20 protein-coding genes and 1 pseudogene are annotated in these 24258 nt (G+C 66.8%); 14 read left to right on the forward strand and 7 right to left on the reverse strand.

The annotated features are described in order from the left end of the window. Positions 1 to 98 precede the first annotated feature (98 nt). The 5 genes and pseudogenes from AC5P6A_RS03735 (at position 99) to AC5P6A_RS03755 (ending at position 7301) form a co-directional block, all read left to right on the forward strand. Positions 99 to 2459: a DNA translocase FtsK gene (locus AC5P6A_RS03735; protein ID WP_019659648.1), complete on the forward strand. Its 2361-nt coding sequence runs from the start codon at positions 99 to 101 to the stop codon at positions 2457 to 2459. Positions 2460 to 2498: 39 nt separating this feature from the next. Next, positions 2499 to 4442: a DUF3857 domain-containing protein gene (locus AC5P6A_RS03740; protein WP_346714814.1), complete on the forward strand. Its 1944-nt coding sequence runs from the start codon at positions 2499 to 2501 to the stop codon at positions 4440 to 4442. 111 nt (positions 4443 to 4553) lie between these two features. After that, a complete protein-coding gene (gene lolA / locus AC5P6A_RS03745; RefSeq protein ID WP_312544922.1) occupies positions 4554 to 5192 on the forward strand; it encodes an outer membrane lipoprotein periplasmic chaperone LolA in 639 nt (212 codons plus the stop codon). A 272-nt stretch (positions 5193 to 5464) separates the two neighbouring features. Next, positions 5465 to 6742, forward strand: coding sequence for a replication-associated recombination protein A (locus tag AC5P6A_RS03750; protein WP_238378447.1), 1278 nt, complete (start codon positions 5465 to 5467; stop codon positions 6740 to 6742). A 188-nt stretch (positions 6743 to 6930) separates the two neighbouring features. Next, positions 6931 to 7301: pseudogene (locus AC5P6A_RS03755) on the forward strand (DUF805 domain-containing protein). 73 nt (positions 7302 to 7374) lie between these two features. Here AC5P6A_RS03755 and AC5P6A_RS03760 read toward each other — a convergent pair. Further along, positions 7375 to 7749, reverse strand: coding sequence for a hypothetical protein (locus tag AC5P6A_RS03760; protein ID WP_021201787.1), 375 nt, complete (start codon positions 7747 to 7749; stop codon positions 7375 to 7377). A gap of 321 nt (positions 7750 to 8070) precedes the next feature. Between AC5P6A_RS03760 and AC5P6A_RS03765 the strand changes: the two genes are divergently transcribed. From AC5P6A_RS03765 to AC5P6A_RS03805, 9 genes are all read left to right on the forward strand, one after another. Further along, the gene (locus tag AC5P6A_RS03765; RefSeq protein WP_495222233.1) at positions 8071 to 9099 is read left to right on the forward strand and encodes an alpha/beta hydrolase; all 1029 of its coding nucleotides are present in this window, start codon (positions 8071 to 8073) and stop codon (positions 9097 to 9099) included. Positions 9100 to 9221: 122 nt separating this feature from the next. Then, positions 9222 to 10598: a YncE family protein gene (locus AC5P6A_RS03770; RefSeq protein WP_164144549.1), complete on the forward strand. Its 1377-nt coding sequence runs from the start codon at positions 9222 to 9224 to the stop codon at positions 10596 to 10598. A 51-nt stretch (positions 10599 to 10649) separates the two neighbouring features. Then, the gene (locus tag AC5P6A_RS03775; protein ID WP_021201790.1) at positions 10650 to 11699 is read left to right on the forward strand and encodes a heme/hemin ABC transporter substrate-binding protein; all 1050 of its coding nucleotides are present in this window, start codon (positions 10650 to 10652) and stop codon (positions 11697 to 11699) included. After that, complete coding sequence (locus tag AC5P6A_RS03780) at positions 11696 to 12739, forward strand: FecCD family ABC transporter permease (RefSeq protein WP_111098315.1); 1044 nt, start codon at positions 11696 to 11698, stop codon at positions 12737 to 12739. Before AC5P6A_RS03775 ends, AC5P6A_RS03780 begins: the two co-directional genes overlap by 4 nt. Then, a complete protein-coding gene (locus AC5P6A_RS03785) occupies positions 12736 to 13497 on the forward strand; it encodes a heme ABC transporter ATP-binding protein (protein ID WP_021201792.1) in 762 nt (253 codons plus the stop codon). Before AC5P6A_RS03780 ends, AC5P6A_RS03785 begins: the two co-directional genes overlap by 4 nt. Before the next feature lie 63 nt (positions 13498 to 13560). Continuing rightward, complete coding sequence (locus tag AC5P6A_RS03790; protein ID WP_495222234.1) at positions 13561 to 14310, forward strand: hypothetical protein; 750 nt, start codon at positions 13561 to 13563, stop codon at positions 14308 to 14310. Between the two features lie 416 nt (positions 14311 to 14726). Next, positions 14727 to 16760 (forward strand): elongation factor G, encoded by a 2034-nt coding sequence (gene fusA / locus AC5P6A_RS03795; RefSeq protein WP_495222235.1) that lies wholly within the window; start codon positions 14727 to 14729, stop codon positions 16758 to 16760. Positions 16761 to 17009: 249 nt separating this feature from the next. Then, positions 17010 to 17282, forward strand: a complete 273-nt coding sequence (locus tag AC5P6A_RS03800; protein WP_005409616.1) for a hypothetical protein — start codon at positions 17010 to 17012, stop codon at positions 17280 to 17282. 110 nt (positions 17283 to 17392) lie between these two features. Further along, on the forward strand, positions 17393 to 18148 hold the full coding sequence (locus AC5P6A_RS03805) for a SapC family protein (RefSeq protein WP_019659662.1): 756 nt from the start codon (positions 17393 to 17395) through the stop codon (positions 18146 to 18148). Here AC5P6A_RS03805 and AC5P6A_RS03810 read toward each other — a convergent pair whose 3' ends face one another. From AC5P6A_RS03810 to AC5P6A_RS03835, 6 genes are all read right to left on the reverse strand, one after another. Further along, entirely contained in the window at positions 18149 to 20473 is a 2325-nt protein-coding gene (locus tag AC5P6A_RS03810) for an ATP-binding protein (protein WP_495222236.1), read from the reverse strand. Beyond that, positions 20470 to 21138: a LuxR C-terminal-related transcriptional regulator gene (locus AC5P6A_RS03815; protein ID WP_495222237.1), complete on the reverse strand. Its 669-nt coding sequence runs from the start codon at positions 21136 to 21138 to the stop codon at positions 20470 to 20472. The genes AC5P6A_RS03810 and AC5P6A_RS03815 overlap by 4 nt, the downstream gene beginning before the upstream one ends. 180 nt (positions 21139 to 21318) lie before the next feature. Beyond that, complete coding sequence (locus AC5P6A_RS03820) at positions 21319 to 21852, reverse strand: lipocalin family protein (protein ID WP_019659664.1); 534 nt, start codon at positions 21850 to 21852, stop codon at positions 21319 to 21321. Between the two features lie 8 nt (positions 21853 to 21860). Next, entirely contained in the window at positions 21861 to 22934 is a 1074-nt protein-coding gene (locus AC5P6A_RS03825; protein WP_021201796.1) for an SAM-dependent methyltransferase, read from the reverse strand. Further along, positions 22931 to 23716: a DUF1295 domain-containing protein gene (locus tag AC5P6A_RS03830; RefSeq protein WP_164144539.1), complete on the reverse strand. Its 786-nt coding sequence runs from the start codon at positions 23714 to 23716 to the stop codon at positions 22931 to 22933. Before AC5P6A_RS03830 ends, AC5P6A_RS03825 begins: the two co-directional genes overlap by 4 nt. After that, positions 23713 to 24258, reverse strand: a complete 546-nt coding sequence (locus AC5P6A_RS03835; RefSeq protein WP_019659667.1) for a DUF2878 domain-containing protein — start codon at positions 24256 to 24258, stop codon at positions 23713 to 23715. The genes AC5P6A_RS03830 and AC5P6A_RS03835 overlap by 4 nt, the downstream gene beginning before the upstream one ends.

The raw sequence follows: 24258 nt of genomic DNA on the forward strand, positions 1-24258 counted from the left end.
GCCCTCAGATTGCCCTGGCGGACGTCGCATAACTGAAAACTGACGCCGTCTCATTTATTATCAATCACTAACAGCGCATTCCAAAGGTATGGTCTAAGGTGGCGAAGCAGGTCCCCGAACGCTCCAAGTCCGACGACAGCAAGGCGTCACGTCGCACGGCCGCGGCGGCGACGACCGACAATCCACGCCGCCAGCGCCTCTGGCGCGACCTGGGCCTGATCGCCATCGCGCCGGCCCTGCTGTATCTGGCGGCCAGTCTTTTCACCTATTCAGCGACTGATCCGGGCTGGTCGCACACCGGCAGCGTGGTTGCGCCGGTGCACAACCTGGGCGGCCGCGCCGGCGCCTGGATCGCCGACGTGCTGCTGCAGCTGTTCGGCTACATCGCCTTCCTGCTGCCGGTGGTGCTCGGCGCGCTGGCGTGGATCGCCATGTTCGGCCTCAAGCGCGAGAGCAAGGGCGAGAACGACCTGGATCCGGCACTGCGCCTGGTCGGTCTGGTCGGTTTCCTGATCGCCGGCACCGGCTTCCTGCATGTGCGCCTGTTCAGTGGCGATGTCGCCAGTGCCGGCGGCATCCTCGGCAAGCTGGTCGGCAATTCGCTCACGGTGGGCTTCGGCGCGCTGGGGGCGAACCTGTTCGTGCTGGTGCTGCTGCTGGCCTCGATCACCCTGGCCACCGGGCTGTCCTGGTTCACGGTGATGGAGAAGATCGGCCGCGGCGTGATGTCGCTGGCGCCGTTGCTGGAACGCAAGAAGGAAGAAGTCACCGAGTGGAAGCAGACCCGGGTGATGCGCGAGGAACGCCAGGAAGTACGCAAGGCCGACGCCGAGGTGCGCGCCAAGCGCGAGCCGGTGAAGATCGAGCCGCGTCCGGAGCCGGTGATCGAGAAGAGTGATCGGGCCAAGCGCGATACCCAGATTCCGATGTTCCGCGGCGTCAACGGTGATGGCTCGGACCTGCCGCCGCTGGCGCTGCTGGATGATCCCAAGCCGCAGCCGAAGGGCTACGACGAAGAAACACTGGAAACCCTGTCGCGGCAGATCGAGTTCAAGCTGAAGGACTTCCGCATCGATGCGCAGGTGGTCGGCGCCAATCCCGGCCCGGTCATCACCCGCTTCGAGATCGAGCCAGCACCGGGTATCAAGGTCAGCCAGATCAGTTCGCTGGACAAGGACATCGCGCGTGGCCTGTCGGTGAAGTCGGTGCGCGTGGTCGATGTCATTCCGGGCAAGTCGGTGATCGGCCTGGAAATCCCCAATGTCACCCGCGAGATGATCTTCCTGTCCGAACTGCTGCGCTCGAAGGAATATGACAAGTCGGCCAGTGTGCTGACCCTGGCGCTGGGCAAGGACATCGCCGGTCGCCCGACCGTGGCCGACCTGGCACGCATGCCGCATCTGCTGGTGGCCGGTACCACCGGTTCGGGCAAGTCGGTGGCGGTCAATGCGATGGTGCTGAGCCTGTTGTTCAAGGCCTCGCCGAAAGACCTGCGGATGCTGATGATCGACCCGAAGATGCTCGAACTGAGCGTCTACCAGGGCATCCCGCACCTGCTGGCGCCGGTGGTCACCGACATGAAGGAGGCCGCGAACGGCCTGCGCTGGTGCGTGGCCGAGATGGAGCGCCGCTACAAGCTGATGAGCGCGGTGGGCGTGCGCAACCTGGCCGGCTTCAACAAGAAGGTGAAGGAAGCCCAGGACGCCGGCCAGCCGCTGATGGATCCGCTGTTCAAGCCGAACCCGGAGCTCGGCGAGGCACCGCGTCCGCTGGAAACGCTGCCGTTCATCGTCATCTTCATCGACGAATTCGCCGACATGATGATGATCGTCGGCAAGAAGGTGGAAGAGCTGATCGCGCGCCTGGCGCAGAAGGCGCGTGCGGCCGGCATCCACCTGATCCTGGCCACGCAGCGCCCGTCGGTGGACGTGATCACCGGCCTGATCAAGGCCAACATCCCGACCCGTATCGCCTTCCAGGTCAGCTCCAAGATCGACTCGCGCACCATCCTCGACCAGTCCGGCGCGGAAACACTGCTGGGCCACGGCGACATGCTGTACCTGCCGCCGGGCACCGCGCTGCCCGAGCGTGTGCACGGTGCGTTCGTGTCCGACGATGAAGTGCATCGCGTGGTCGAGCATCTCAAGGCGATGGGCCCGGCCGACTATGTCGACGGGGTGCTGGATGAGGTGCAGACGATGGGCGACGGCGTGGTCGTCGGTGCCACCGGCCTGCCCGAGACCAGTGCAGCCGGCGACGAGTCCGACCCGTTGTATGACGAAGCACTACGGGTGGTCACCGAGACCCGCCGTGCCTCGATTTCCGGCGTGCAGCGCCGGCTGAAGATCGGCTACAACCGTGCAGCGCGACTGATCGAGGCCATGGAAGCGGCCGGCGTGGTCAGCCCGCCGGAGCACAACGGCGACCGCACGGTGCTGGCACCGCCGCCGCCGAAGTAAGACCCGACGTATCCCCCACGACGTCCAAGGAACCGACGCATGCTTCACCCCGTACCAAGCGCGCTGGCGCTGGCGCTGGCAGCCCTGATGGCTGCCGGCCCGGCACTGGCAGAAACCGCCACCTCCGCGCCCGCCACGGCGCCGCCTTCCACCAGCGGCGATACCGAAGCCAGCAATAATTTCAGCATTGTCCGTTACCGCGCCGACTACCAGGTCCGGCCGGACGCGGGCAATGTGCAGACCGAAACCTACGAAGTCCTTCTCAAGACCAAGGCCTCCGTCGAGCAGTTCAGCCAAGTGCGGCTGAGCTACAGCGAAAAGATGGAGACGCTGGAAGTGCTCGGTGCCTACACCATCACCGCCGATGGCCAGCGCCGCGACGTGCCGGCCGACCGCATCTACACCCAGGAGAGCTACTCCAGCGCCTCGGCGGCGATGTATGCCGACCGCAAGGTGCGGGTGATCGTGTTCCCGAACCTGGCCCCGGGCACGCGCCTGTACTACCAGGTGCGCCGCACCCAGGCTACGCCGTACTTCCCGGGCTATTTCGGCCTGTGGGAGACCTTCAACGTCTTCACCGAGTACGAGGACGCCGAGGTCACCCTGAGTGCGCCGGCCAACCTGCCGATGTTCGTCGACAGCCGCGGCGTGCAGGGCAGTGACCGGCCGACGGTGAAGAACGGCCAGGCGCAATGGCGCTGGCGCTACCAGCGTCGTGAGGCGATGCCGGCGCAGAACTGGTCGGCGGCGGGCTGGGAGTTCGGCCCGAACATCATGGCCAGCACGTATCGTGACTGGTCGCAGATGGGGCGCGCCTACCAGCTCAAGGCGGGCCCGGCGGCCGAGGTGACCCCGGCGCTGCAGGCGCTGGCTGATGAGATCACCGCCGGCATCAGCGACCGGCGCGAGCAGGCCGATGCGCTATACCGCTGGGTGGCGCAGAACATCCGCTACGTGGCGGTATACCTGGGCAATGGCGGCCTGGAGCCGAACAGCGCGCAGAGCATCCTCGACAATCACTATGGTGACTGCAAGGATCACGTGACGATCCTCGAGGCGCTGCTGGCGGCCAAGGGCATCGCCAGCTCGCCGGTGCTGATCGGTGCGGGGGGCGGCCCGACGCTGCCGAAGATTCCGGTGCTGGGCCGCTTCAACCACGCCATCACCTACATTCCCGAATTCGATCTGTACCTGGATTCGACCACCGCGTGGGCGCGCTTCGGTCAGCTGCCAGAGGGTGACCTGGGTGCACCGGTGATGCGTACCCGTGACGCCACGCTGGCGCGCACCCCGGCCAACACGCCGGAGCGTAACGCCACCTCGATGGAAGTGCGGTTTACCTTCGACGCCAACGGCAACCTGCGCGGCGAGACCATTCCGAAACTGGGCGAGAACGCCGAGATCGGCATGCGTGCGCAGTTCTCCCAGCTCAACGCGCAGAACCGTGCGCGCGCTGAAGAGCAGATCATGGCCTCGTCTGGTTTCGACGGGCGAGGGCAGCTGCAGATCCAGGGCGTGCCGGTCGACCTGACCCGGCCCTTCGGCTATCGCATGGCGTTCCAGGCCGAGGACTACGCCGACTTCAGCGTGGCCGGCGGCATGGCGGTGCCGGACCCGCCGGGTGGCGAGTCGGTGCGTGGCCTGTACGCCACCGCTTCTGCGCCGGCCAACGAAACGCCGTTCTACTGCAATGCCAGCCTGCGCGAGGAAACCTATCGCCTGCAGTTCCCGGCCAACGCGCCGATCATCGCCATCCCGGCCAGCCAGCGATTCGCCAACGCCGCCGGCGAGTACCGCGTGGACTGGAGCCGCGAAGGGCAGGAGGTGATCGTGCACCACCGGTTGCAGCAGAATGCGGTGCGCGGCCCGGAGGCATTGTGCCAGCCGCAGGATTATCCGGCGTTCCGCGCGCTGTACCGCGAAGTGCGGCGCGGCTTCCGTGGGCAGGTGCTGTACGGCAAGCTGCCCGGCTCGGGCGGCTGAATCGCCGATGCACGTTCAGGGCGGCATAATGTCGCCCTGATCGCCCATTCATCTTTCCCCGGGCACACTTGCAACCACCTTTCCTGGCGCCCGCGCCCACAGGATTTCCGCATGAACTTCCGCTTCCGCCGTTTTCTTGCCACCACCGCCCTGGCCGTAGCCTGCGCCGCCGCCGGCAGCGCCTGGGCTGGCGCCCGCGATGACCTGAAGACTTTCACCAGTGGCCTGAAGGGCCTGGATGGCCAGTTCAGCCAGCAGGTGTTCGACAGCCGCGGCAAGGTGAAGGAATCGACCAGTGGCCGCGTGGCGCTGTCGGCGCCGCGCCTGTTCCGCTGGGAATACGTGCGCCCGCACGAACAGCTGATCGTGGCTGATGGCAAGAAGGTCTGGATGTACGAGCCGGACCTGGAGCAGGCCACCGTGCGCGAGCAGGGCAAGGAAGAGCAGAACAGCCCGCTGACCGCACTGATCAACCCGGCGCTGCTGGAGCAGCAGTACGACGTCAGTGAAGAGGCCGCGCAGCGCGACGGCCTGCAGTGGCTGTCGCTGTCGCCGAAGCGCGAGACCGAAGCCAGCTTCCAGTACGCCGCGCTGGGCTTCAACGCCCAGGGCCTGGCCAAGATGGAAATCACCGATGCGGTTGGCCAGCGTACCGTGATCAGCTTCAGCGGCTGGAAGCGCAACCCGGGCTTCGCGGCTGGCACCTTCAGCTTTACGCCGCCGAAGGGCACAGACGTTATCGGTAATTGATGGCGGTCGCCGGGCATGGCCCGGCGCTACCTGCTCTGGTGGGTGCTAACCGGCACCACCTTGGTGGGTGTCAACCTTGGTTGACACGCTGTTGATCAGCCGGCCAGCGGCCGGCACTACCGGACATCGCGTCCCGCCCGCCGGGCACGGCCCGGCGCTACCGTTGGGCGGCGCGGTACAATGAGCGGGTGGCAAGACATCGTTCAACTTCCTTCCCCGGCCCCGATCTGCTGAGTGTTGATCGGGAACATCTGCGCCCGCTGGCCGAGCGCATGCGCCCGCGCACCCTGGACGAAATGGTCGGGCAGAAGCGCCTGCTGGCGCCGGACAGCGCACTGCGCCGCGCGGTTGAATCCGGTCGCGTGCATTCGATGATCCTGTGGGGGCCGCCCGGCTGCGGCAAGACCACGCTGGCGCTGCTGCTGGCCGAGTACGCCGATGCGGAATTCCGCGCCATCTCTGCCGTGCTGTCCGGGCTGCCGGAGGTGCGCCAGGTGCTGGCCGAGGCCGCGCAACGCTTCGCGGAGGGCCGGCGCACCGTGCTGTTCGTGGACGAGGTGCATCGTTTCAACAAGGCGCAGCAGGACGCATTCCTGCCACACATCGAGCGCGGCACGATCCTGTTCGTCGGCGCCACCACCGAGAACCCGTCCTTCGAGCTGAACTCGGCGCTGCTGTCGCGTTGCCGCGTGCATGTGCTGGAAGCGGTATCACCAACCGATATCGTCGAAGCGCTGGAACGTGCGCTGGGGGATCGCGAGCGCGGCCTGGGCGAGGAGGGTATCGAGGTCGCTCCCGAGCTGCTGCTGGAAATCGCCACCGCTGCCGATGGTGACGTGCGCCGTGCGCTGACCCTGTTGGAAATCGCCGCAGAACTGGCGGGCGGGGAGGGTGGTCGCATCACCCCGCAGACCCTGACCCAGGTGCTGGCCGACCGTACCCGCCGCTTCGACAAGGGCGGCGAGCAGTTCTACGACCAGATTTCGGCGCTGCACAAGTCCGTGCGCAGCTCCAACCCCGATGCTGCGCTGTACTGGCTGACCCGCATGCTCGATGGCGGCTGCGATCCGTCGTATCTCGCGCGCCGGCTGACCCGCATGGCCATCGAGGACATCGGCCTGGCCGATCCGCGCGCGCAGAGCATGGCGCTGGAAGCCTGGGACATCTACGAGCGGCTGGGCAGCCCGGAAGGCGAGCTCGCGTTCGCCCAGTTGGTGCTGTACCTGGCCAGCACCGCCAAGTCGAACGCGGGCTACGCCGCGTTCAACCAGGCCAAGGCCGACGTGCGCCAGAGCGGTACCGAAGAGGTGCCTCTGCACCTGCGCAATGCGCCGACCAAGCTGATGAAGGAGCTGGGCTACGGCGCCGAATACCAGTACGACCACGATGCCGAAGGAGGCATCGCGCTGGACCAGACCGGTTTTCCGGACGCGATGGGCGAACGGGTGTACTACAACCCGGTGCCGCGCGGCCTGGAGATCAAGCTGAAGGAAAAGCTGGATCGGCTGCGCGCCGAGCGCGAGGCGGCGCGGGCCGCGAAGGGCCGTTGAGCTGGCTTATGTAGGATCGAGCGATGCTCGACTCCACTCTGGACCGAGCCAGCAGCACCTGCGGAAACAGGAGCCGAGCATGGCTCGGCTCTACAGGGGTAATGGCGGTCGAGTGTGGTTCGTCATCACATTGTCCTGCGGGCGTTCCTTTGGCAGACTGCGCGGCTACTTTTTCAAGGATCGATGCCGTGCAGGAAATGATTCTGCCGTTGAAGCGTTATGCCCAGTTCGAGGGCCGTGCCAACCGTGCGAGTACTGGATGTTCCAGCTGTTCCTGTTGATCGTCTCGACCGTCCTGATGGTGCCGCTCATCGCCGGGCTGGTGATGCAGTCCGACATGCTGGGCATTGCTTCGATCATCCTGTTCGTCGTGTTCTGGCTGGCCACCTTCGTGCCGGTCATCGCCGTCACCGTGCGCCGCCTGCACGACTGCAACCAGTCGGGCTGGATGTACCTGCTGGCCTTTGTTCCGTTCGGTGGTCTGGTGATCTTCGTGTTCGCGCTGCTGCCGGGTACACCGCAGCAGAACGTCTACGGCCCGGTGCCTGCGGGGCCGTGATGATGCATGAGTCGAGCATGGCTCGACGCTACAGAGGCAAAGAAATGAAGCCGGCATTTTGCCGGCTTCATCTTTACTTGATGCTGCAGTCGCCGAAGGACAGGTAATCCGTTCCCGAGCTGAACTGCAGCGTGCAGCTGGCGGTGAAGGTCGCGCCTTCTTCCAGCGCGCCCAGCTTGGCCGCCTGCTGCTCATCGTCGCTGGTCAGCCGGGCCAGGACATTGCCCTGGTCGTCGCCGGCCTCGATCAGCGGCTCGCCCGCCAGGTTGCTGGAAACGCTCAGTGCCACGGCAGTGAATGTCACCGTCTGGTTGAGTTCGTCCATGCCCAGTGAAGAATTGCCGGCTTCTTCAAAGGCCTGGTAGAGCGTTGGCAGGTCCTGTGCGGCATGGGCGGCCAGCGGTGCAAGCAGGCCGAGGGAAAGGGCGATCAGGGCGGTGCGCTTCAAGATGTTCTCGCAGTCACGGGATCCATTCCCGTGGGTGGTGGTGAGCAGATCCACGCCATGCGTGGATGGGTTTGGCAAGGGACAGGGCGCGGCCGATGGCTCGATTGCCCATCCATCCGCAGCCCTGCGAGGGAAGGGCGCTCCTGCGCCCTGCTGCCCGGCAAAATAGTGGATTCGGTGTTTCTGGCGCAACCGGGAAAATGAACGCATCGCGCGCGTGATACACAGTGTGACATTTGATCGATGTGATAATCATTCGCGTTTAAGGTAGACTGCGGTCCCCTGTGAACCGGCGGCCATCGGCCGCTCGTGCCGCCGCTGATGAAGCATTTCGTCCCGCCTTCGCGCCGTGGTCCGCTGGCCCGCAGCCTGGCCGCCCTGATGATGGCTCTGCTCCTGGTCACCTCGTACGCCCATGCCCAGCAGCGCAATCCGCTGCAGAAGATCGGCCATACCGTGCTCGACGAGCCGGCGATCAGCTATCGCTTCGAACATTTCGTGGTGGACAGCCCGGACCAGCAGCGCCGTTGGCGGGTGAATCTGGCGATCCCGGTCAAGCCTGGCAAGGCGCCGTCGCCGGTGCTGTACGCACTGGATGGCAATGCGGTGGCCATGGTGCTGGATCAGCCGCTGCTGGCCGAGCTGGCCACGCGCAAGGTACCGCCGGTGCTGGTGCTGATCGGCTATGACAATGAACTGCGCATCGATTCCAAGGCGCGCACCCGCGACTACACCGCGTGGATCGACCGTGCCGATGACGAGAGCGGTACGACCCAGGCAGTTGGCGGTGGTGCTGCGGTTTTCCTGGATGTGATCGAACGCCGCATCAAGCCGGAAGTCGAGCGACGCGTACGCATCGATACGCAGCAGCAAGCACTGTGGGGGCACTCGTTGGGCGGGCTGTTCGTGCTCAATGCGCTCTACACCCGCCCCGCCGCCTTCCAGTCCTATCTGGCGGCCAGTCCCTCGCTGTGGTGGAGCCAGGGCGCGGCGCTGGGTGATCCGGAACAGCAGTTCGTGCAGAACGTGCATGGCCAACCGGCAAAGCTCTGGCTGATGCTGGGCGGTGCCGAGCGTGTTGGCGATCGTGGCAAGCGCGACCTGAGCAACCCACGGGTGGTCGCGCACCTGCGCCGCATTGGCGGTGCCACGCCGGATGCGGCGATGCAGCTGTCCGAGCGGCTGGCGAAGGTGCCGGGCCTGAGCGTGCAGTACCGCGAGTTCCCGGGGCTGGGACACGGCCCGATGCTGCCGGCCTCGTTCCATGCCGCGCTGCATGAACTGTACGGCGTGACCGACCGCAGCGCCGGCGATGGCGCGCCCAGTGGCGGGGACAACGCCGCCGAATGAATGCCTTCGCACGCGATGCCGTGCGACCCCACTACCCAGGCGAGGCTGCCGGCGTGCAGCGGCCCAGGCAACCGATGACTCCCGCGCCGCGTGGCGCGGCCTACGTGTGCAAGGAGCCTTCCATGTCGTTCCGTCCGTCTTTCCGTCTCACCTCTCTCGCCGCCGGCCTCTTGCTGGCGGTGACCGCCACCGCGCAGCCGGTGTTCGACCAGCCGGCCAACGCCACCTTCAAGGGTGAAGTCGTCTCACGCGGTGAGAACGTGGTTCCCGGCAGCACTGCCGACGTGGTCGGCCGTGGGTTCTTGCCGGGCCAGAAGGTCAGCCTGCTGCGCGGTGACAGCGTGCTCAACGCGCAGCCGCTGGTGGTCGATGCTGATGGCAACTTCAAGACCCAGTTGAGCATTCCGGCCGACGCGGTGCCGGGCACTCATCCGGTGGTGGTGCGCGCCAGCCAACCGGCTGCGGCCACCGTGCTGAAGCTGCGCGTCTCGCCGCAGCTGCCGCTGTCCGGCCAGGCGCAGTTCGCCACCCAGTCCAACAAGCTGGTGCCGGGCCTGTACCAGTCCGCCTACAGTGCCGCCAGCAACGCGGTGTTCGTGACCTCGGCGGTGGGTCGCCCGCCGGTGACCCAGTCGCAGCTGCTGAAGCTGGACCCGAAGTCGCTGAAGGTGACCAAGGCGATCACCCCGGCGCAGGTGCCGGGCAGCACCAATGGTGCGGTGTATGCGGTCTACGGCGTGGGCGTGGATGACACCAACGGCAATGTGTGGGTGACCAATACCCGCCAGAACTCGATCGCGGTCTACCGCCAGAAGGACCTGTCGCTGGTCCACCAGTTCCCGGTCGACACCGTGCCGCACGCGCGCGACGTAGTCGTCGACGGTACGCACGGCAAAGTGTTCGCTTCTGCCACCGGCGAGGACCACCTGACGGTGTTCGATGCGAAGACCCTCAAGGAACTGCCGCAGGTGACGCTGGAATCCGGCGTGGACGACGGCAAGTTCACCCCGATGAGCCTGGTGCTGGACGAGAAGGGCGGCAAGCTGTTCACCGTCAGCATCGGCACCCCGGAGGCGGCAGTGATCGATGTGGCCAGCGGCAAGGTCGAGAAGGTCATCGATCTGGGCAATTCGATCAGTGCCTCGGGCGTGGCCTTCGACGCGGCGCGCAACCGCCTGTACGTGGCCTCGCAGGGCACCGACAACCTGCTGATCGTCGACGTGGCTGCCGGCAAGGTGCTGCATGACGTGCCGGTCGGCGCCGGTGCGCTGAACGTCGCCTTCGATGATGCCTCCGGCCTGGCCTATGTCAGCAACCGTGGCGCTGGCACGGTCACCGTGGTGAATGGTGACGGCAAGGTGGTCGCCAACCTCGATGGTGGCACGCTGCCGAACCATGTGCGCGCCGATGGCAAGGGCAACGTTTTCGCGGTGAACAAGTCGCGCGGCGCCGAAGACCCGAAGGGTGACCGCATCACCCGCATCACCCCGAAGCAGTAAGTCACACGGTGGGGCGGCGTGTGCGTCGCCCTGCCAGCAAGGAGATTGTGCATGAACATCGCGTCCCGTCTGCGCCTGTGTGCGCTTCCGTTGGCTGTTTCGCTGGCGCTGGCTGCCTGTGGTGGCTCGTCGGCTCCCTCTGATGCCAATACGCCTGCCGAGTCGCCCGCAGCAACGGCGCCCGCTGCGGAAACCGCGCTGCCGGCAGGCTGGCAGCGCGTGGCAGGTGCCGAAATGCCGGCCGTGCACGGCCGGAAGGCGGTGCTCCCGGCCAAGGTGCATTCCGACGATGGCGCTGACATTGAAGTGGCCGATACCAGTCGCATCATCGCCGGTGGCGACGACGTCATCGCGGTGATCGAAGCACTGGGGCTGGGCAAGCAGGTCTTCGCCGCGCCGACCAACACCACCACCCAGGCCGGCCTGGCCGCGCCGCACCAGTTCCTGTTCAACCGGACCACTGGCGTGGAGGGCGTGCTGAGCCTGCAGGGCTCGCTGTTCCTCGGCAACAGCCTGCGCCGCCACACCGAGCTGGCGAAAAAGCTGCGCGAGGTGGGCGAGCCAGCGGTGGTCATCGATGACCTGCAGCCGGCGCCGGACAAGGTGCGCAAGGTCGCCGCCGCACTAGGGCTGGCCGAGGCAGGGCAAGCACTGGCCATGCAGGTGCAGCGCCAGCTCGACGAGGCTGCAGCGATTGGCAAGGGCCTGGGCCATGCACCACGAGTGATCCACGTCTCGGCCACCGGCGCCGGTGGCTCTCCGACCGTCGCCGGTGCCGACAGTGCGTCGGCGCAGCTGATCGCACTGGCGGGCGGCATCAACATCGGCACCGAGGCGGGGGTGAAGAACTACTCGCAGCTGAGCAATGAAGGCGTGGTCGCCGCAGCGCCCGAGGTGATCCTGGTGACCGAGCATGACCTGCAGCTGTTCGGCGGTGCCGAGGGCCTGTGGAAGGCATACCCGACGCTGAAGCAGACCCCGGCCGGGCAGGCCAATCGGGTCTGGGTGATGCCGGACGTGCAGCTGAAGTACACCAGTGTCGGTTCCGGTGCTGGCGCGCTGGCGCTGGCCAAGGCCCTGGCGGCGTTGCCGAAGGCATGAGTCCGGCGGATCGGCGCCGCCGTCGCGGGCGGACGATGTTGCTGGTGGCGTTGCTGGCACTGCTGGGGGCAGTGCTGGCGTCGTTCGCCGTGGGCCCGCTGCGGCTGCCGCCGCTGGAGGTGATGCAGGCGCTGGCGGTGAAGCTGGGCCTGCTGGATCCGCAGGCAGTCAGTAGCCGCGATCTGGCCGTGGTCTGGCAACTGCGCATTCCGCGTGCCCTGCTGGGTGCGATGGTGGGCGCGTCTCTGGCGATGGCCGGTGCCAGCCTGCAGGGCCTGTTCGGTAATCCGCTGGCCGACCCCGGCATCGTCGGTGTCAGCCAGGGTGCTGCGCTGGGTGCGGTGGCTGCCATTGTTCTCGGCGCTGCAGGTGCGGCCGGCTGGCTGGTGCCGGTGGCAGCCTTCGTCGGCGGCGCGCTGGCGATCGGCCTGACGTATGCGTTGGCACGGCCCGGCAAAGGCGCGGGTAACGCCACGCTGCTGCTGGTCGGTATCGCGATGGCCGCGTTCTGCTCGGCGCTGATCGGTTTCCTCACCTACATCGCCAGCGAAAGCGAGCTGCAGTCGCTGGTGTTCTGGCAGATGGGCTCGCTGGCGCGTGCCAACTGGGCCGATGTGGCGGCGGTGGTGCCCCTGTTTGCCATCGGCGTGTTCGCGTTGCAGCGGTTGGCCACGCCGCTGGACATGCTGGCGCTGGGCGAACGCCAGGCGCAGCATCTGGGGCTGGACGTGACCCGCACGCGGCGTCGCCTGGTGGCGTTCAGTGCGCTGCTGGTGGGCGCGGCGGTGGCCTTTGCCGGCTCGATCAGCTTCGTCGGCCTGGTGGTGCCGCACGTGGCGCGCCTGTTGGTCGGCCCCGGGCATCGCTGGCTGCTGCCGTTGTCCGGCCTGCTCGGTGCGCTGCTGATCGTGGTGGCCGACACCGCCGCACGCACGCTCGATCCGCCCGCGGAGATTCCGCTGGGCTTGTTCTCGGCCGCGCTGGGCGCACCGTTCTTCCTCTGGCTGGTGCTGCAGCAGCGCCGCAAGGCGGCCCCATGAGCGTGCTGCTGAAACTGCACGAGGTGGTGGTGCGCCGCCAGCAGCGCGAGATCCTGCATGGCATCTCGCTGGCGTTCGAGCCGGGTACGGTGACCGCCCTGGTTGGACCGAATGGCGCGGGCAAATCCACGCTGTTGGCGGTGGCTGCCGGTGACCTGCGGGCCGATGCGGGCGAGGTGAGCCTGTTGGGCAAACCGCTGGCCAGCTACAAGGCCGGACCACTGGCGCGCGAGCGCGCGGTGATGCCACAGGAGCACGGCGTGCGCTTTGCCTTCAGCGTGGAAGAAGTGGTGGCGATGGGGCGTTTGCCGCATCCGCCGGATCCAGTGGTGGATGACGCCCAGGTGGAAGCGGCAATCGATGCCGCGGAACTGCAGGCGCTGCGCCTGCGCGAGGTGCAGCAGCTGTCCGGTGGTGAATCGGCCCGCACCACGTTCGCGCGCGTGCTGGCGCAGGACACGCCGCTGTTGTTGCTTGATGAGCCGACGGCCGCGCTGGATCTGCGCCACCAGGAGCGCACGCTGCGCAGTGTGCGTGCCTGTGCCGAAGCCGGTGCGTGCGTGATCGTGGTGCTGCACGATCTGAACCTGGCGGCTGGCTATGCCGACCGCATCGTGCTGCTGGAGCAGGGCAGGGTGGCCGCTGATGGTACGCCGCTGCAGGTGCTGACCGAAGATAACCTGCAGCGGGTCTACCAGCAGGATGTGGTGGTGCTGGAGCATCCGCGGCGCGGGGTGCCGCTGGTTGTGGTGACCTGAACGAAGGCCGCCGGGTTGCTCCGGGTATCATGGTTGCTTCGTTTTCTTCAATGGACTGATGCCATGTTCCGTACCGTCACGCGCAGCGTGCTGCTTGCCACGATGATTGCTTCCGTTTGCGCAGCCCATGCAGCTTCGACCTCCCAGGTTTCGCTGACCGACGCGGCCGAGAACGCCTCGCTGATAGAAACCCGGCATTCCAGTGGCGAGGGCGCCGCTGTGACGTCGATGAAGACGCAGTACTTCGCCAACGAGGGAATGTCGGTGAGTTGGGACGACCAGCAGGTGCTGGTGCTGTGCAGGGAGACGGCGTATCTGAAGATTCCTGCGGCCAAGCTCAAGGCCGGAGCGTTGACCACCGAGCAGCGGCAGATGATCGTCTATCAGGCATTGATGTCCGGCCTGGCGGCTGTCGCGGGCGTTGTCGGGCCGGCAGGGGAGAGGGTGACCGTGGCTGATGATGGCAGCGAGACCCGCAGCTTTGGCGAAAATAACTGGGCATATGGTGTTGAGCGATACGAAGTGATCACCCAGCGGCTGCCGGACGGTGCACTTCGGGTCCGGACCCGCAAGACGGAAACCGTGAATGCCACGCCGCCGGCGGGTCCGGACGACATGTTCAGCACCGAGGACGACCAGGCGGCGCGCTTGTCCGAACTGGCGCCGGTGGGCAGCTGGACCGAAGTGGTGGTCCACGGTGGCGCACGGCAGCCGCATGTGGATCCGGCGATGTCGCTGCAGGGCTGGATCTCGATGGGCGATGACCGGGCTGCGACGGTGGCCGAGGCGCGTAAGCTGCACGGCTGCAAGTAAAGGCCGCCAGGGGTCAGATTCCTTTGCCAGGGGCAAAGGGATCTGACCCCTATCGTTGCCGGCCTCATCGTTCCATTTATGTGCTCAATATTCACTTGCGCGCCAGATTGGCAGGTCTAGAATGCGCCCCATGAACCGGATGCCGCTCCTGAAGTTTTTCACCCTGACCCGCGCAAGCGCGGAACGGGCGTGTCTGCCTGGAGCCCCACGAGGCCGTTGAGACGGCCATCGCTGGACCTTCGACAGAGCGCCCTTCGGGGCGCTCTTTTCGTTTCCGCAGTTCCATTTCCCGTAACCCGATGTACCGCAAGGAGAACGTGCCATGCACCAGATCGCCGAGACCGAACGCTAGCCGCGCGCCCTGTCGCCAACCGGGGTGCGCGGCCCCCGTAGTTGGCTTTGCAGGAACCTTTCCCATGAACACCCAAGTCCTTTCCCGTCGTCGCAACCTTGGCATCATTGCCCACATCGACGCCGGCAAAACCACGTTGACCGAACGCCTGCTGTGGAAAAGCGGCGAAATCCATCGCGTCGGCGAAGTGCACGACGGCAATGCGACCACCGATTTCTCGGCAATCGAGCGCGAACGGGGCATCACCATCGGCGCGGCCGCCGTGCAGGCGCAGTGGGCACCGCGTGACCTGCCGCCGCATCGGCTGACCCTGATCGATACCCCTGGCCACATCGACTTCGCCATCGAAGTCGAACGTTCGCTGCGCGTGCTCGACGGCGCCGTGGCCGTGTTCTCGGCCGTGGATGGCGTGCAGCCGCAGTCCGAGACGGTGTGGCGCCAGGCGCGCCGTCATCGCGTGCCGCTGATCGCCTTCGTCAACAAGATGGACCGCGTCGGCGCGTCGTTCGAGCGCGTACTGGAGCAGCTTCAGGACAAGCTTCAGGCGCGGCCGTGGGCGCTGGGCGTGCCGTTGGGCAGCGAGAGCGACTTCAACGGCTGGGTCGACCTGGTCGATGAGCGCGTGCTGCAGTGGCGCGACGGTGCGACGACCATCAGCCCGTGGGACGACGCGGCACGTATCCAGTGGCGAGCCCAGCGCGATGCTCTGGTCGAAGCCGTGGCCGATCATGACGAGGAACTGGCCGATGCCTGGCTGGAAGATCGGGTGATCGATGCCGGGGCGCTGCGCGCGGCGATCCGCCGGGCGACGCTGGCGGGTGCGGGCGTGCCCGTGCTGGCCGGTGCTGCGTTCAAGGACAAGGGCATCGAGACGCTGCTGGATGCCGTGGTCGATTACCTGCCGTCGCCGCTGGATCGCCCTGCCGTCAGCGCCGAAAGCGATGAGGGCGAGGTGGTCTTGCCGCCGGATCCTGATGGCCCGCTGGCGGGGCTGCTGTTCAAGATTACCCACCAGCAGCACGGTGCACTCAGCTTCGTGCGGCTGTACTCGGGCACCTTGAAGGTGGGCGACGCGGTGGCCAGTTCGCAGCATCCGCAGGGACGGCGGGTCAGCCGGCTGGTGCGGGTGCAGGCCGACCAGACCCACGACATTGAACAGGCCGTGGCCGGCGACATCGTGGCGGTGCTGGGCTGGAAGGATGCGGTCAGCGGTGAAACGCTGAGCGGCCGTGCGCTGCCGTTGCGCCTGGAGAACATCCAGGCACAGGCGCCGGTGCTGGCCTGGCGGTTGGAACCGGCGCGTGCGGCCGACCTGATCCGGATGGCGCAGGGACTGGCGAGCCTGGCCCAGGAAGATCCGTCGTTCCGCGTTGAAACCGATCGCGATACGGCGGAGACCCTGGTCTGGGGTATGGGCGAACTGCACCTGGAAGTGATGGTCGAGCGCCTGCGCAGCGAGTGGAATGTCGACGTGGGCGTAGGTGCGCCGCGCGTGGCCTACCAGGAGACGCCGATGCGCGCGATGACGGGTGTCGTTGGGCGGCTGGTCAAGCAGACCGGTGGCCAGGGCCAGTTCGCGCACGTGGTGCTGGACGTGGCGCCGCGTGAGGACGACCAGGTGGTGTTCAACGACCGCATCGTCGGTGGCGTGGTGCCGCGCAGCTTCATCGCGGCGGTGGAGAAGGGCGTGCGTGCCGCACTGTCGGAAGGGCCGCAGGGTCATCCGGTGGTCGGTATCGAGGTCAGTCTTGTCGATGGCCAGACCCATGCCAAGGACTCGTCGGAGATGGCGTTCCATCGCGCAGGCGCCGAGGCGATCAAGGCGGCGCTGGCCGAGGGTGGCACGCAGCTGCTGGAGCCGGTGATGGCGGTGACGGTGCATTCGCCGTCGACATCGGTGGGTGACGTGGTGGGCGACCTCAACCGGCGCCATGGCCGCATCGCCCGCATCGACGACCAGGACGGTCGGGCCGAGGTCAGTGGCTTCGCGCCGCTGGCGCAGCTGGTGGGGTACACCACTGCGCTGCGGTCGCTCAGCCAGGGACGGGCCAGCAGCGAAGCGCACCTGCACGGCTATGAACCGGTACGCGCTGCATGAGGAAGGCGAGGGGAGCCCGTTCGCGGGCTCCCACTTTTTTGTTCGGGTTTCCGCATCCACGCATGGCGTGGATCTAGCGGGTGACCGGGTCCGAGCTCTGCAGTAGTTCCACGCCATGCGTGGATGGATCCGCACCGACACGGCAACATTGGCGCTGCATCGCAACAAAAGTGCAGAAAAAGCTGGATTAAAGTGATGCCTCACGATAAATTGCGCCCCCCGTTGCTCGCCGCCGCCCGCACCCCTCTCATGCGTGATGACAAAGACCCCGGAACCCTGGAGCTGACCCTGCCGCGCAAGCGCGGCCGTCCGCCCAAGTTCGGGTACGCGATGAGCGATGCGCAGCGCGCCGCGCGTTATCGCGCGCGCCGGGCAGGGCAGGCCAACCATGCCGACGTGCGTTCCTGCAGCGATATGGTGCTGCTGGACAAGATCCGTGCCGCGGTGAGCGCGCGCGACACCGAGCTGGCCGGGTTCCTGGTGCACGTGCTCTGGCAGCGCTACCCCTTGCAGCTGAAATAGGCCGTCGGTGGGGTGGCCGTTGTCATCGAGCTCGTTGATAATGCGGGATTCAGGTTGTTCCCGCTGGCGTGCCCGGGATGGCAGGCGCGCATGATTGAACGGTTCCCAAGATGACCACCACCAGCGACACCACCACCGAAGCGGCGCCGAGCGGCGCTCCCCTGTTCTATACCCGTCCGGTGCCGCTGCAGGCCGATGTGCACGCCGATCTGCGCATCCTGCCGGGCAGGCTCGAGTTTGCGGCCGGCAACAACGCCATTCCGCTGGTGCTGGGCGAGTTCTCGCTGGCCCTGCACCACTTCCCGATTCTGTTCGCTGGCCCGACCGCCGTGCCGATGGCGGCCGTCGGTGTGTCCGACCAGAACCTGTTCATCAAGGACGGCCTGTGGGAAGACGAGGCCTACATTCCGGCCTACCTGCGTCGCCACCCCTTCATTTTCATCGACACCGGTGCGGACAACGACTTCCTGCTGGGCATCGACGAAGAGAGCTCGCGCGTGGTCAAGGGGGGTGACGAAGGCCAGCCGCTGTTCGTGGACGGCAAGGCCACCGACATGGTGCAGCAGGCGCTGGAGTTCTGCGGCCAGTACACCCGCGAGCACGAACAGACCCAGGCCTTCTCCAAGGCCCTGATCGACAACGGCCTGCTGGTCGAGCGCAACGCCACCGTGCGCACTCCGGATGGCCGCGAGTTCAACCTCAATGGCTTCCTGGTGGTGGACGTTGAGAAGTTCGTGGCGTTGCCGGAAGCGACCGTGGTCGAGTGGCACCGCAGCGGCTGGTTGGCGCTGATCCACCAGCACCTGATGTCGCTGGGGCGATTCAACGACCTGACCCGTCGCCAGGTCGAGCGCCTGGCGGCCTGATCAGCTTGAAGGCACGGCTTCCGCCTTGCGGGAGCCGTGCCACTGCTGCAATCCCTGCAGCAGTCGCCATGCCTCGACCCAGTCGGGCGTGGCCTGCTGCCCCAACTCCCACAGGGCGGCCGCGGTGCCGGCCTGATCGATTGCCCGGCACATCTGCAACGTGCCCTGCAGGCGGTGCGCATGATGGCGCAATGTCGCGGCATCGGCGTCCTGCAGGGACTGTTCGATCCCGGCCAGCTCATGGGCGATATCCGCAGCGAAATCCGGGTCGGCGCCCCGCGCGCTACAAGGCGCGGCAGCGTGCGCCGAAGGCGGAAGGCCCAGCGCCTGCAGCAAGTCTGCCACCTGCAGCGGCTTGACCAGGACGGCGTCGAATCCGGCCCGGCGACAGCGCGCCACGTGCCGGCGCCCCATGCGGGCGGACAGGGCAATCACTCGCAGGGGCGCGTTTGCCCGCGCGCGCAGCTGCTGTGCCAAGCCGTAGCCGTCCCGGCCGTGGAGCCCGATATCCAGCACCACCGTGCCGCGCGGTCGCAGCGCCTGTTCGGCCAACGCGGTTTCCGCATCGGCAACCGCGCACACATCGGCACCCAGCCGACGCAGTTGCTCTGCCACGACGCGCCGGCTGAGTGCATGGTCCTCGACCAGGAGCAGCTCTGTGCCCGTCAACGGCGCCTGCTGCGGGCGCTCGATGGTGGGCGGATCGCGAGGGACAGCGCGGACCGGCAGTCGCAGGGTGAAGCGACTGCCGCGCCCATGTACGCTGTACGCGGCCAGGTTGCCGCCCATGGCAATGGCCAGCTCGCGCGCAATCGTCAGGCCCAGGCCAGTGCCGCCGCGCTTCTGGCCATCCTCTCCCTGCTGGAACGGGCGGAACAGTAGCGGCAGTTGCGCGGGGGCGATACCGATGCCGCTGTCGATCACATCCAGCAACAGCTCCCTGGCAGACGGGATGGGTGACAGCTGCAGGCGCACTTCGATGCCACCGGCATCAGTGAACTTCAACGCGTTGCCCAGCAGGTTGTCCACAATCTGGCGCAGCCCGTCAGCATCGAGTGCGACCGTCGGCGCGGGGTCGGGCGTGCAATCAAGCTTGAGGGACAATCCCCTGCGCAGTGCCTCCGGCCGGATCGCGTCCAGTGCATGGGCACAGAGCTGGCCGACGTCGCAAGGTACGACGTGGGGCCTGAAGCTGCCGCTGGCCAGACGCGAGAACGCGAGCGAGCGGTCGAGCAGCCTGCGCAGCGCGTGGCCGGCGGCACGCGCGGCCGCGAGCAGGTCGTGCTCTCTCCTGGACAGGCGCGACTGGCTCAGCAGGTCGATCGAAGCCAGTATCGTCTGCGCGGAATTGCGCACTTCGTGGCTGATCATTCCTGCCGCGCGCCCAAGGCGTTGTTCCGTGCGACCGATTCGCCAACGTAGTGCCTGCCAGAACATGGTCAGGCCGATGAGTATTGCGGCCACATACAGCAGCCAGGGCAGGTGCAGGGCGCGCACCCGGTCAAGCGCGTTCTCGACGGGGGCGGGCAGCATCTGCTGCGCCCACAATGCCAGCAGGCCCGCGTGCTCTTCGAGCGTGATGTCGTGCAGTGCCTGGTCGATGCGCCTCAGCAGCTGCTGGTCCTCGCGGCGCACGAGCAGGTGCAGATCGGTGGAGAAGTCGCTCTCGAACGGATGAAGCTGCAGTTTGCCCGCGAAGTGCCGCCGGATCATCGCGTGCAGTGTAGCTTCCAGGCCGATCGCAGCATCGGCGATGCCGTTGTCCACGGCGGCCAGGGCTGCATGCCGATCGGGCAAGTGCAGCAGGCGGACCTGCGGATGGTGGGTTGCCAGCCAGCTGGCATAAGGGCCGCCGCGAATCACGGCCAGCACCCGCGCCTTCACGCTGCCGACGTCACGTGGCGCGTGCTCGCCTTTGCGCACGGCCAGGACCGTCTTGCCGCCATCGAAGGCGCCGGATGCCATCAGGCCGGGGCAGGGCCGTGGGCGATGCGCCGGGCCGCCCATCACCAGCACCAGATCGGCCTCGTGCCGGCAGACGGCAGTGACCGCTGCCCTCGTGCTGGTGTAGGCGATGTCACGGAAGCGCAGTCCGGAATGGTCAGCCACGAGCTGCGCATAGCCGTGGGCGAGGGTCGGGAGCGGGATCGAGTCCGCCAGTGGTGCAGGCAGCGGGCGCAATGATGGCGCGGTGGCGACCCGCACTTCGCGACCCGCCGGCCACGCCTGCAGATGTGCATCCTCGGCCGAGGCTGCTGGCAGCAGGATCAGGACCATCAACGAGGTGACAAAGGTATGCAACCGGAGGCGAACACGGCGCCTCATCGGAGGTTCCGCTGCTCTCGCAGTGCATAGATCTCCACGTCATTGCGCAGCCCGAGCTTGCGCAGGGCGGCCACCTTCTGGGTGCTGACCGTCTTGACGCTGCGGTGGCGGCGCAATGCGATCTCCGACACGGTCAGGCCGGACAGGAGCAGGTCCAGCACTTCGCGTTCATTGCGACTGAGTTCGTCGCGGCAGGCCGGGACCAGGCAATCGGCCGGCAGGCGGCACAATCCCTGCGATACACGCACGATGGCCTCGGACAGCATCTGCAGCGGCTCGGATTTGCTGACAATGCCGCTGATGCCGGCCGCCAGAAGGTGGTCCACGCGGGTTGTTGGCGTCAGCGTGGCGAAGGCCAGCAGGGGCACATGAGGAAAGCGCTCCCGCAGCAAGGGAACCAGCTCATCACTGCTGCGGTCGCCAGGCGCCAGGGTGAGATCGATGATGGCGACATCCACCGCCAGCTTGCGCAGGCAGCCGATGAACGCGTCGCTGTGGGTGTGGCTGGCGACAATGTTGAAGCGGACGTCGCGGCACAGGTGCAAGGCGGTGCCGCGGCGGACGACTTCGTGATCGTCTAGCAGTGCGAGCCGCAGACGGCGCGGTGCAGGGTATCCATTCATGCGCTGGGAGGTGATCGGCGCCCGGGAGGGCGTGGCGATCATTCTGGCGCTGCTGCCGCGCCGGGCACCGAATTTGCTGGATTTTTGCGATTATTCCTAAGAGTCAATGTGCGCGAACCATCAATCCAGGGGTGTTAATTGATGTAATGGATCGCCACGCCCGAATCCAGGCCCTTCAGAAGTTGGCGGGCGATGCCGCCCAGCGCAAAGGGTCGTGGCGTGTCATCGGACCGACTGCGGCACGCGTCTGAGCTTGCGGGTGTCATAACCCATGGCCGCAATCCGTGCGACCGCCTGCTCATAGTCATGCTCGGACACCTGTGGTGTGCGGGCCATGTACCAGACGTAGTCGCGCTTGCTGCGCGCCACGATGGTCTGGCGGTAGCTCTCGTCGAGCCAGGCAATCACGTACTCGGCCTGGATTGGCCAGATGAACTGCATGCCCCAGATCGCGCCATTGCCTTCCTTCTCCACACGACCGATGGGATGCATCGACTTCTGCGGCGCATCGAAGCTGCCCTTGCGGTAGGTGAAGGTGGTCTGGATGCGCCCGTCGGGACGAAGTGCGTAACTCTCCACCGCGTCGAAGGCCTCGCGTTCGGGGCGCGACGGGATATGCGCGATCACATACCAATCGCCCATGAAGCGCGGCACATCCACGGATGGCGGGCGCGGCAGCGGGCGGGTGTCGCTGGAACTGCAGCCGGAACCGAACAGGCCGACCGCGATCAGGGGAAGCAGCGAGAACATGCGCATGTTGCACCTCAGCGGGGTCGGAACAGATAGTGGGCCACCAGCCACTGCTGGCCGTCGTCATAGCCAAACAACTCGGCACAGGCCATCCAGAACATCCGCCAGCGCTGCCACCAGACCTTCGCTGCAGCCTGGCCATAGGTTGCGATCAACACCGGCATCACCTGCTGGCGGGCCGCATCCTGGTTGGCCAGCCAGTGGTCGGCGGTGCGCTGGTAGTGGGTGCCGTCCAGCAGCCAGCGCTGGTCGAGCCGCAGGTCGCGCTGGAAATGCAGCAGGGTGTCAGCTGCCGGCATCAGCCCGCCGGTGAAGAAGTGCCGCCCCATCCAGTTGTCGCCGCCGTCTGTCTCGAACGGATACATCAATGTGCGATGGGCGAAGATGTGCACGAACAGCGCGCCGTCCGGCTTCAACCACCGAGCGATGCCCGCCAGCAGGCGCTCGTAGTTGCGCACGTGTTCGAACATCTCCACCGACACGCAGCGGTCGAAGCGTGCCGCAGGCAGCTCAAGCTGGTTGACATCGCGGGTGATCACCTCGACGTTGTGCAGCCCCCTGGCTTCACACTGCGCCATGATGTGCTGGCGTTGGCTGTGCGAATTGGAAACGGCGGTGATGCTGGCCTGCGGGTAGCGTTCTGCCATCCACAGGGTCAGTGAGCCCCAGCCGCATCCCAGTTCGAGAATCTGCTGGCCATCGGCCAGGCCTGCGCGCTGGCCGTACAGTTCCAGCATCGCGTCCTCGGCCTGGTCCAGCGTTTCGCGCCCGGTGGGGTAGTAGCAGCTGCTGTACTTCAGTCGCTTGCCCAGGCAGGCCTGGAAAAAGGCAGCTGGCACTTCATAGTGCTGTCGGTTGGCTGCGTCGGTGTGCAATGCGAGTGGGCTGTCGGCCAGCTCGGCGATGCGCCGGCTGAAGCGCGCCGACTGGCCTTCGATGCCACCTTCGCTTTCCTCATGCAGGCGTTGTGCGCACAAGCGGCGGATGCCCGCACGCAGCGCCGCATCGGGGACCAGCCCGCGTTCAGCCCAGGCGATCAGCCCGGTTTCCGCGTCTTCGGCAGGATTCAGTGACGGGATCGCGCTCATGCGGAATGCTCCTTGGAAGAACGGGGGAACCAGGGAAAGAACATCGGTGTGCTGCGCTGGTACGCGCGATAGTCGTCGCCGCGGCTGCGCAGCGCCTGTTTCTCGGTGAATGGAATGCCGCTGAGGTAGCGCAGGAACACGTACATCAGCAATGGGCCGGCCCACGCCAGCCACCACAGTGGCGAACCGACCGCGAGCAGCACATAAGTGAACCAGTGCAGCCACTCGAAGAAGTAGTTGGGGTGGCGGGAATAGCGCCAGAGCCCTTCGCGGCAGGTGCGGCCCTTGTTTGCCCGGTCGGCGCGGAACCGGGCCAGCTGCCGGTCGGCCAGTGCTTCGCCGCCGACGCTCAGCAGCCACACCAGCGCGGCGGCCACGGCCCACCACATCATGCGGCTGCTCGGGTTGGCAGCCACTGCGACAAAGGGCAGGGCAAACAGCACCACCAGCAATGCCTGCGCCATGAAGAAGCCAAAGATCTTGCCCTGGTGGCCCTGCCAGTGTTCGCGCAGATAGCGGTAGCGCCCGTCTTCCGGTTCGCTACGGACCCGGTGCCAGAGGTGCAGGGCCAAACGGCTGCCCCAGAGGCCGCCGAGCACGCCCAGCGCGATCCGCGGCACCGTCGCGCCGTCGCCGAGCAGCGCCAGCAACAGGGCCGATGCACCTACGCCCTTGGCCCAGAGCACATCGACCACGCCGATGTTCTGGTGGCGGCGCTGCCAGGCCCAGCCCCAACTCATCATCAGCAAGGTGTACAGCAGGACCCACAGGAGATGGTTCATGAAGGAACTCCAGCCAGGGGCGGCGAGCTGGCTCGTGAGCCGCGACGGGCGCAGTGGCACAGCAGTGAAAGCGCGATGCACCAGCCCGCACCCAGTACCAGCAGGCCCTGCCATGCCGGCACAGCGAACCGCACTGCATCAAAGCCACGTGCCGCGGACAGATAGGCCAGGGGTGCCAGCAGCAGGCCGAACAGCGCCGGCAGGGCACGGTGGCGCAGCAGGAAGCGCATCGAGGTCGTCAGCGTCATCGCGAACGCGGCCCACAGCGCCATGATCCACGGCGGAGGCGCCCAGGCGAGCGGGGCGGCGGCGTAACGAACGGTGCCGGTCGCAGCGGCGCTGGCATCGACCAGCCAGGCGCAGGCCAGCGCCAGCACCATCAACCGAAGGTCCAGCCGTGGTTGCGGCGACGTCAGCAGCTGGCTGCCGATGTACAGAGAGGCTGCCAGCAACGCCGGCCACTGCCAGCCGCGCCCGGCGCCGGCCACGGCGCACAGCCAGACCAGCTGGTTGCCAAGCAGATTGGCCCAGAACCGGCGCAT

Source organism: Stenotrophomonas sp. YJH_SMC_20 (genome assembly GCF_059367845.1).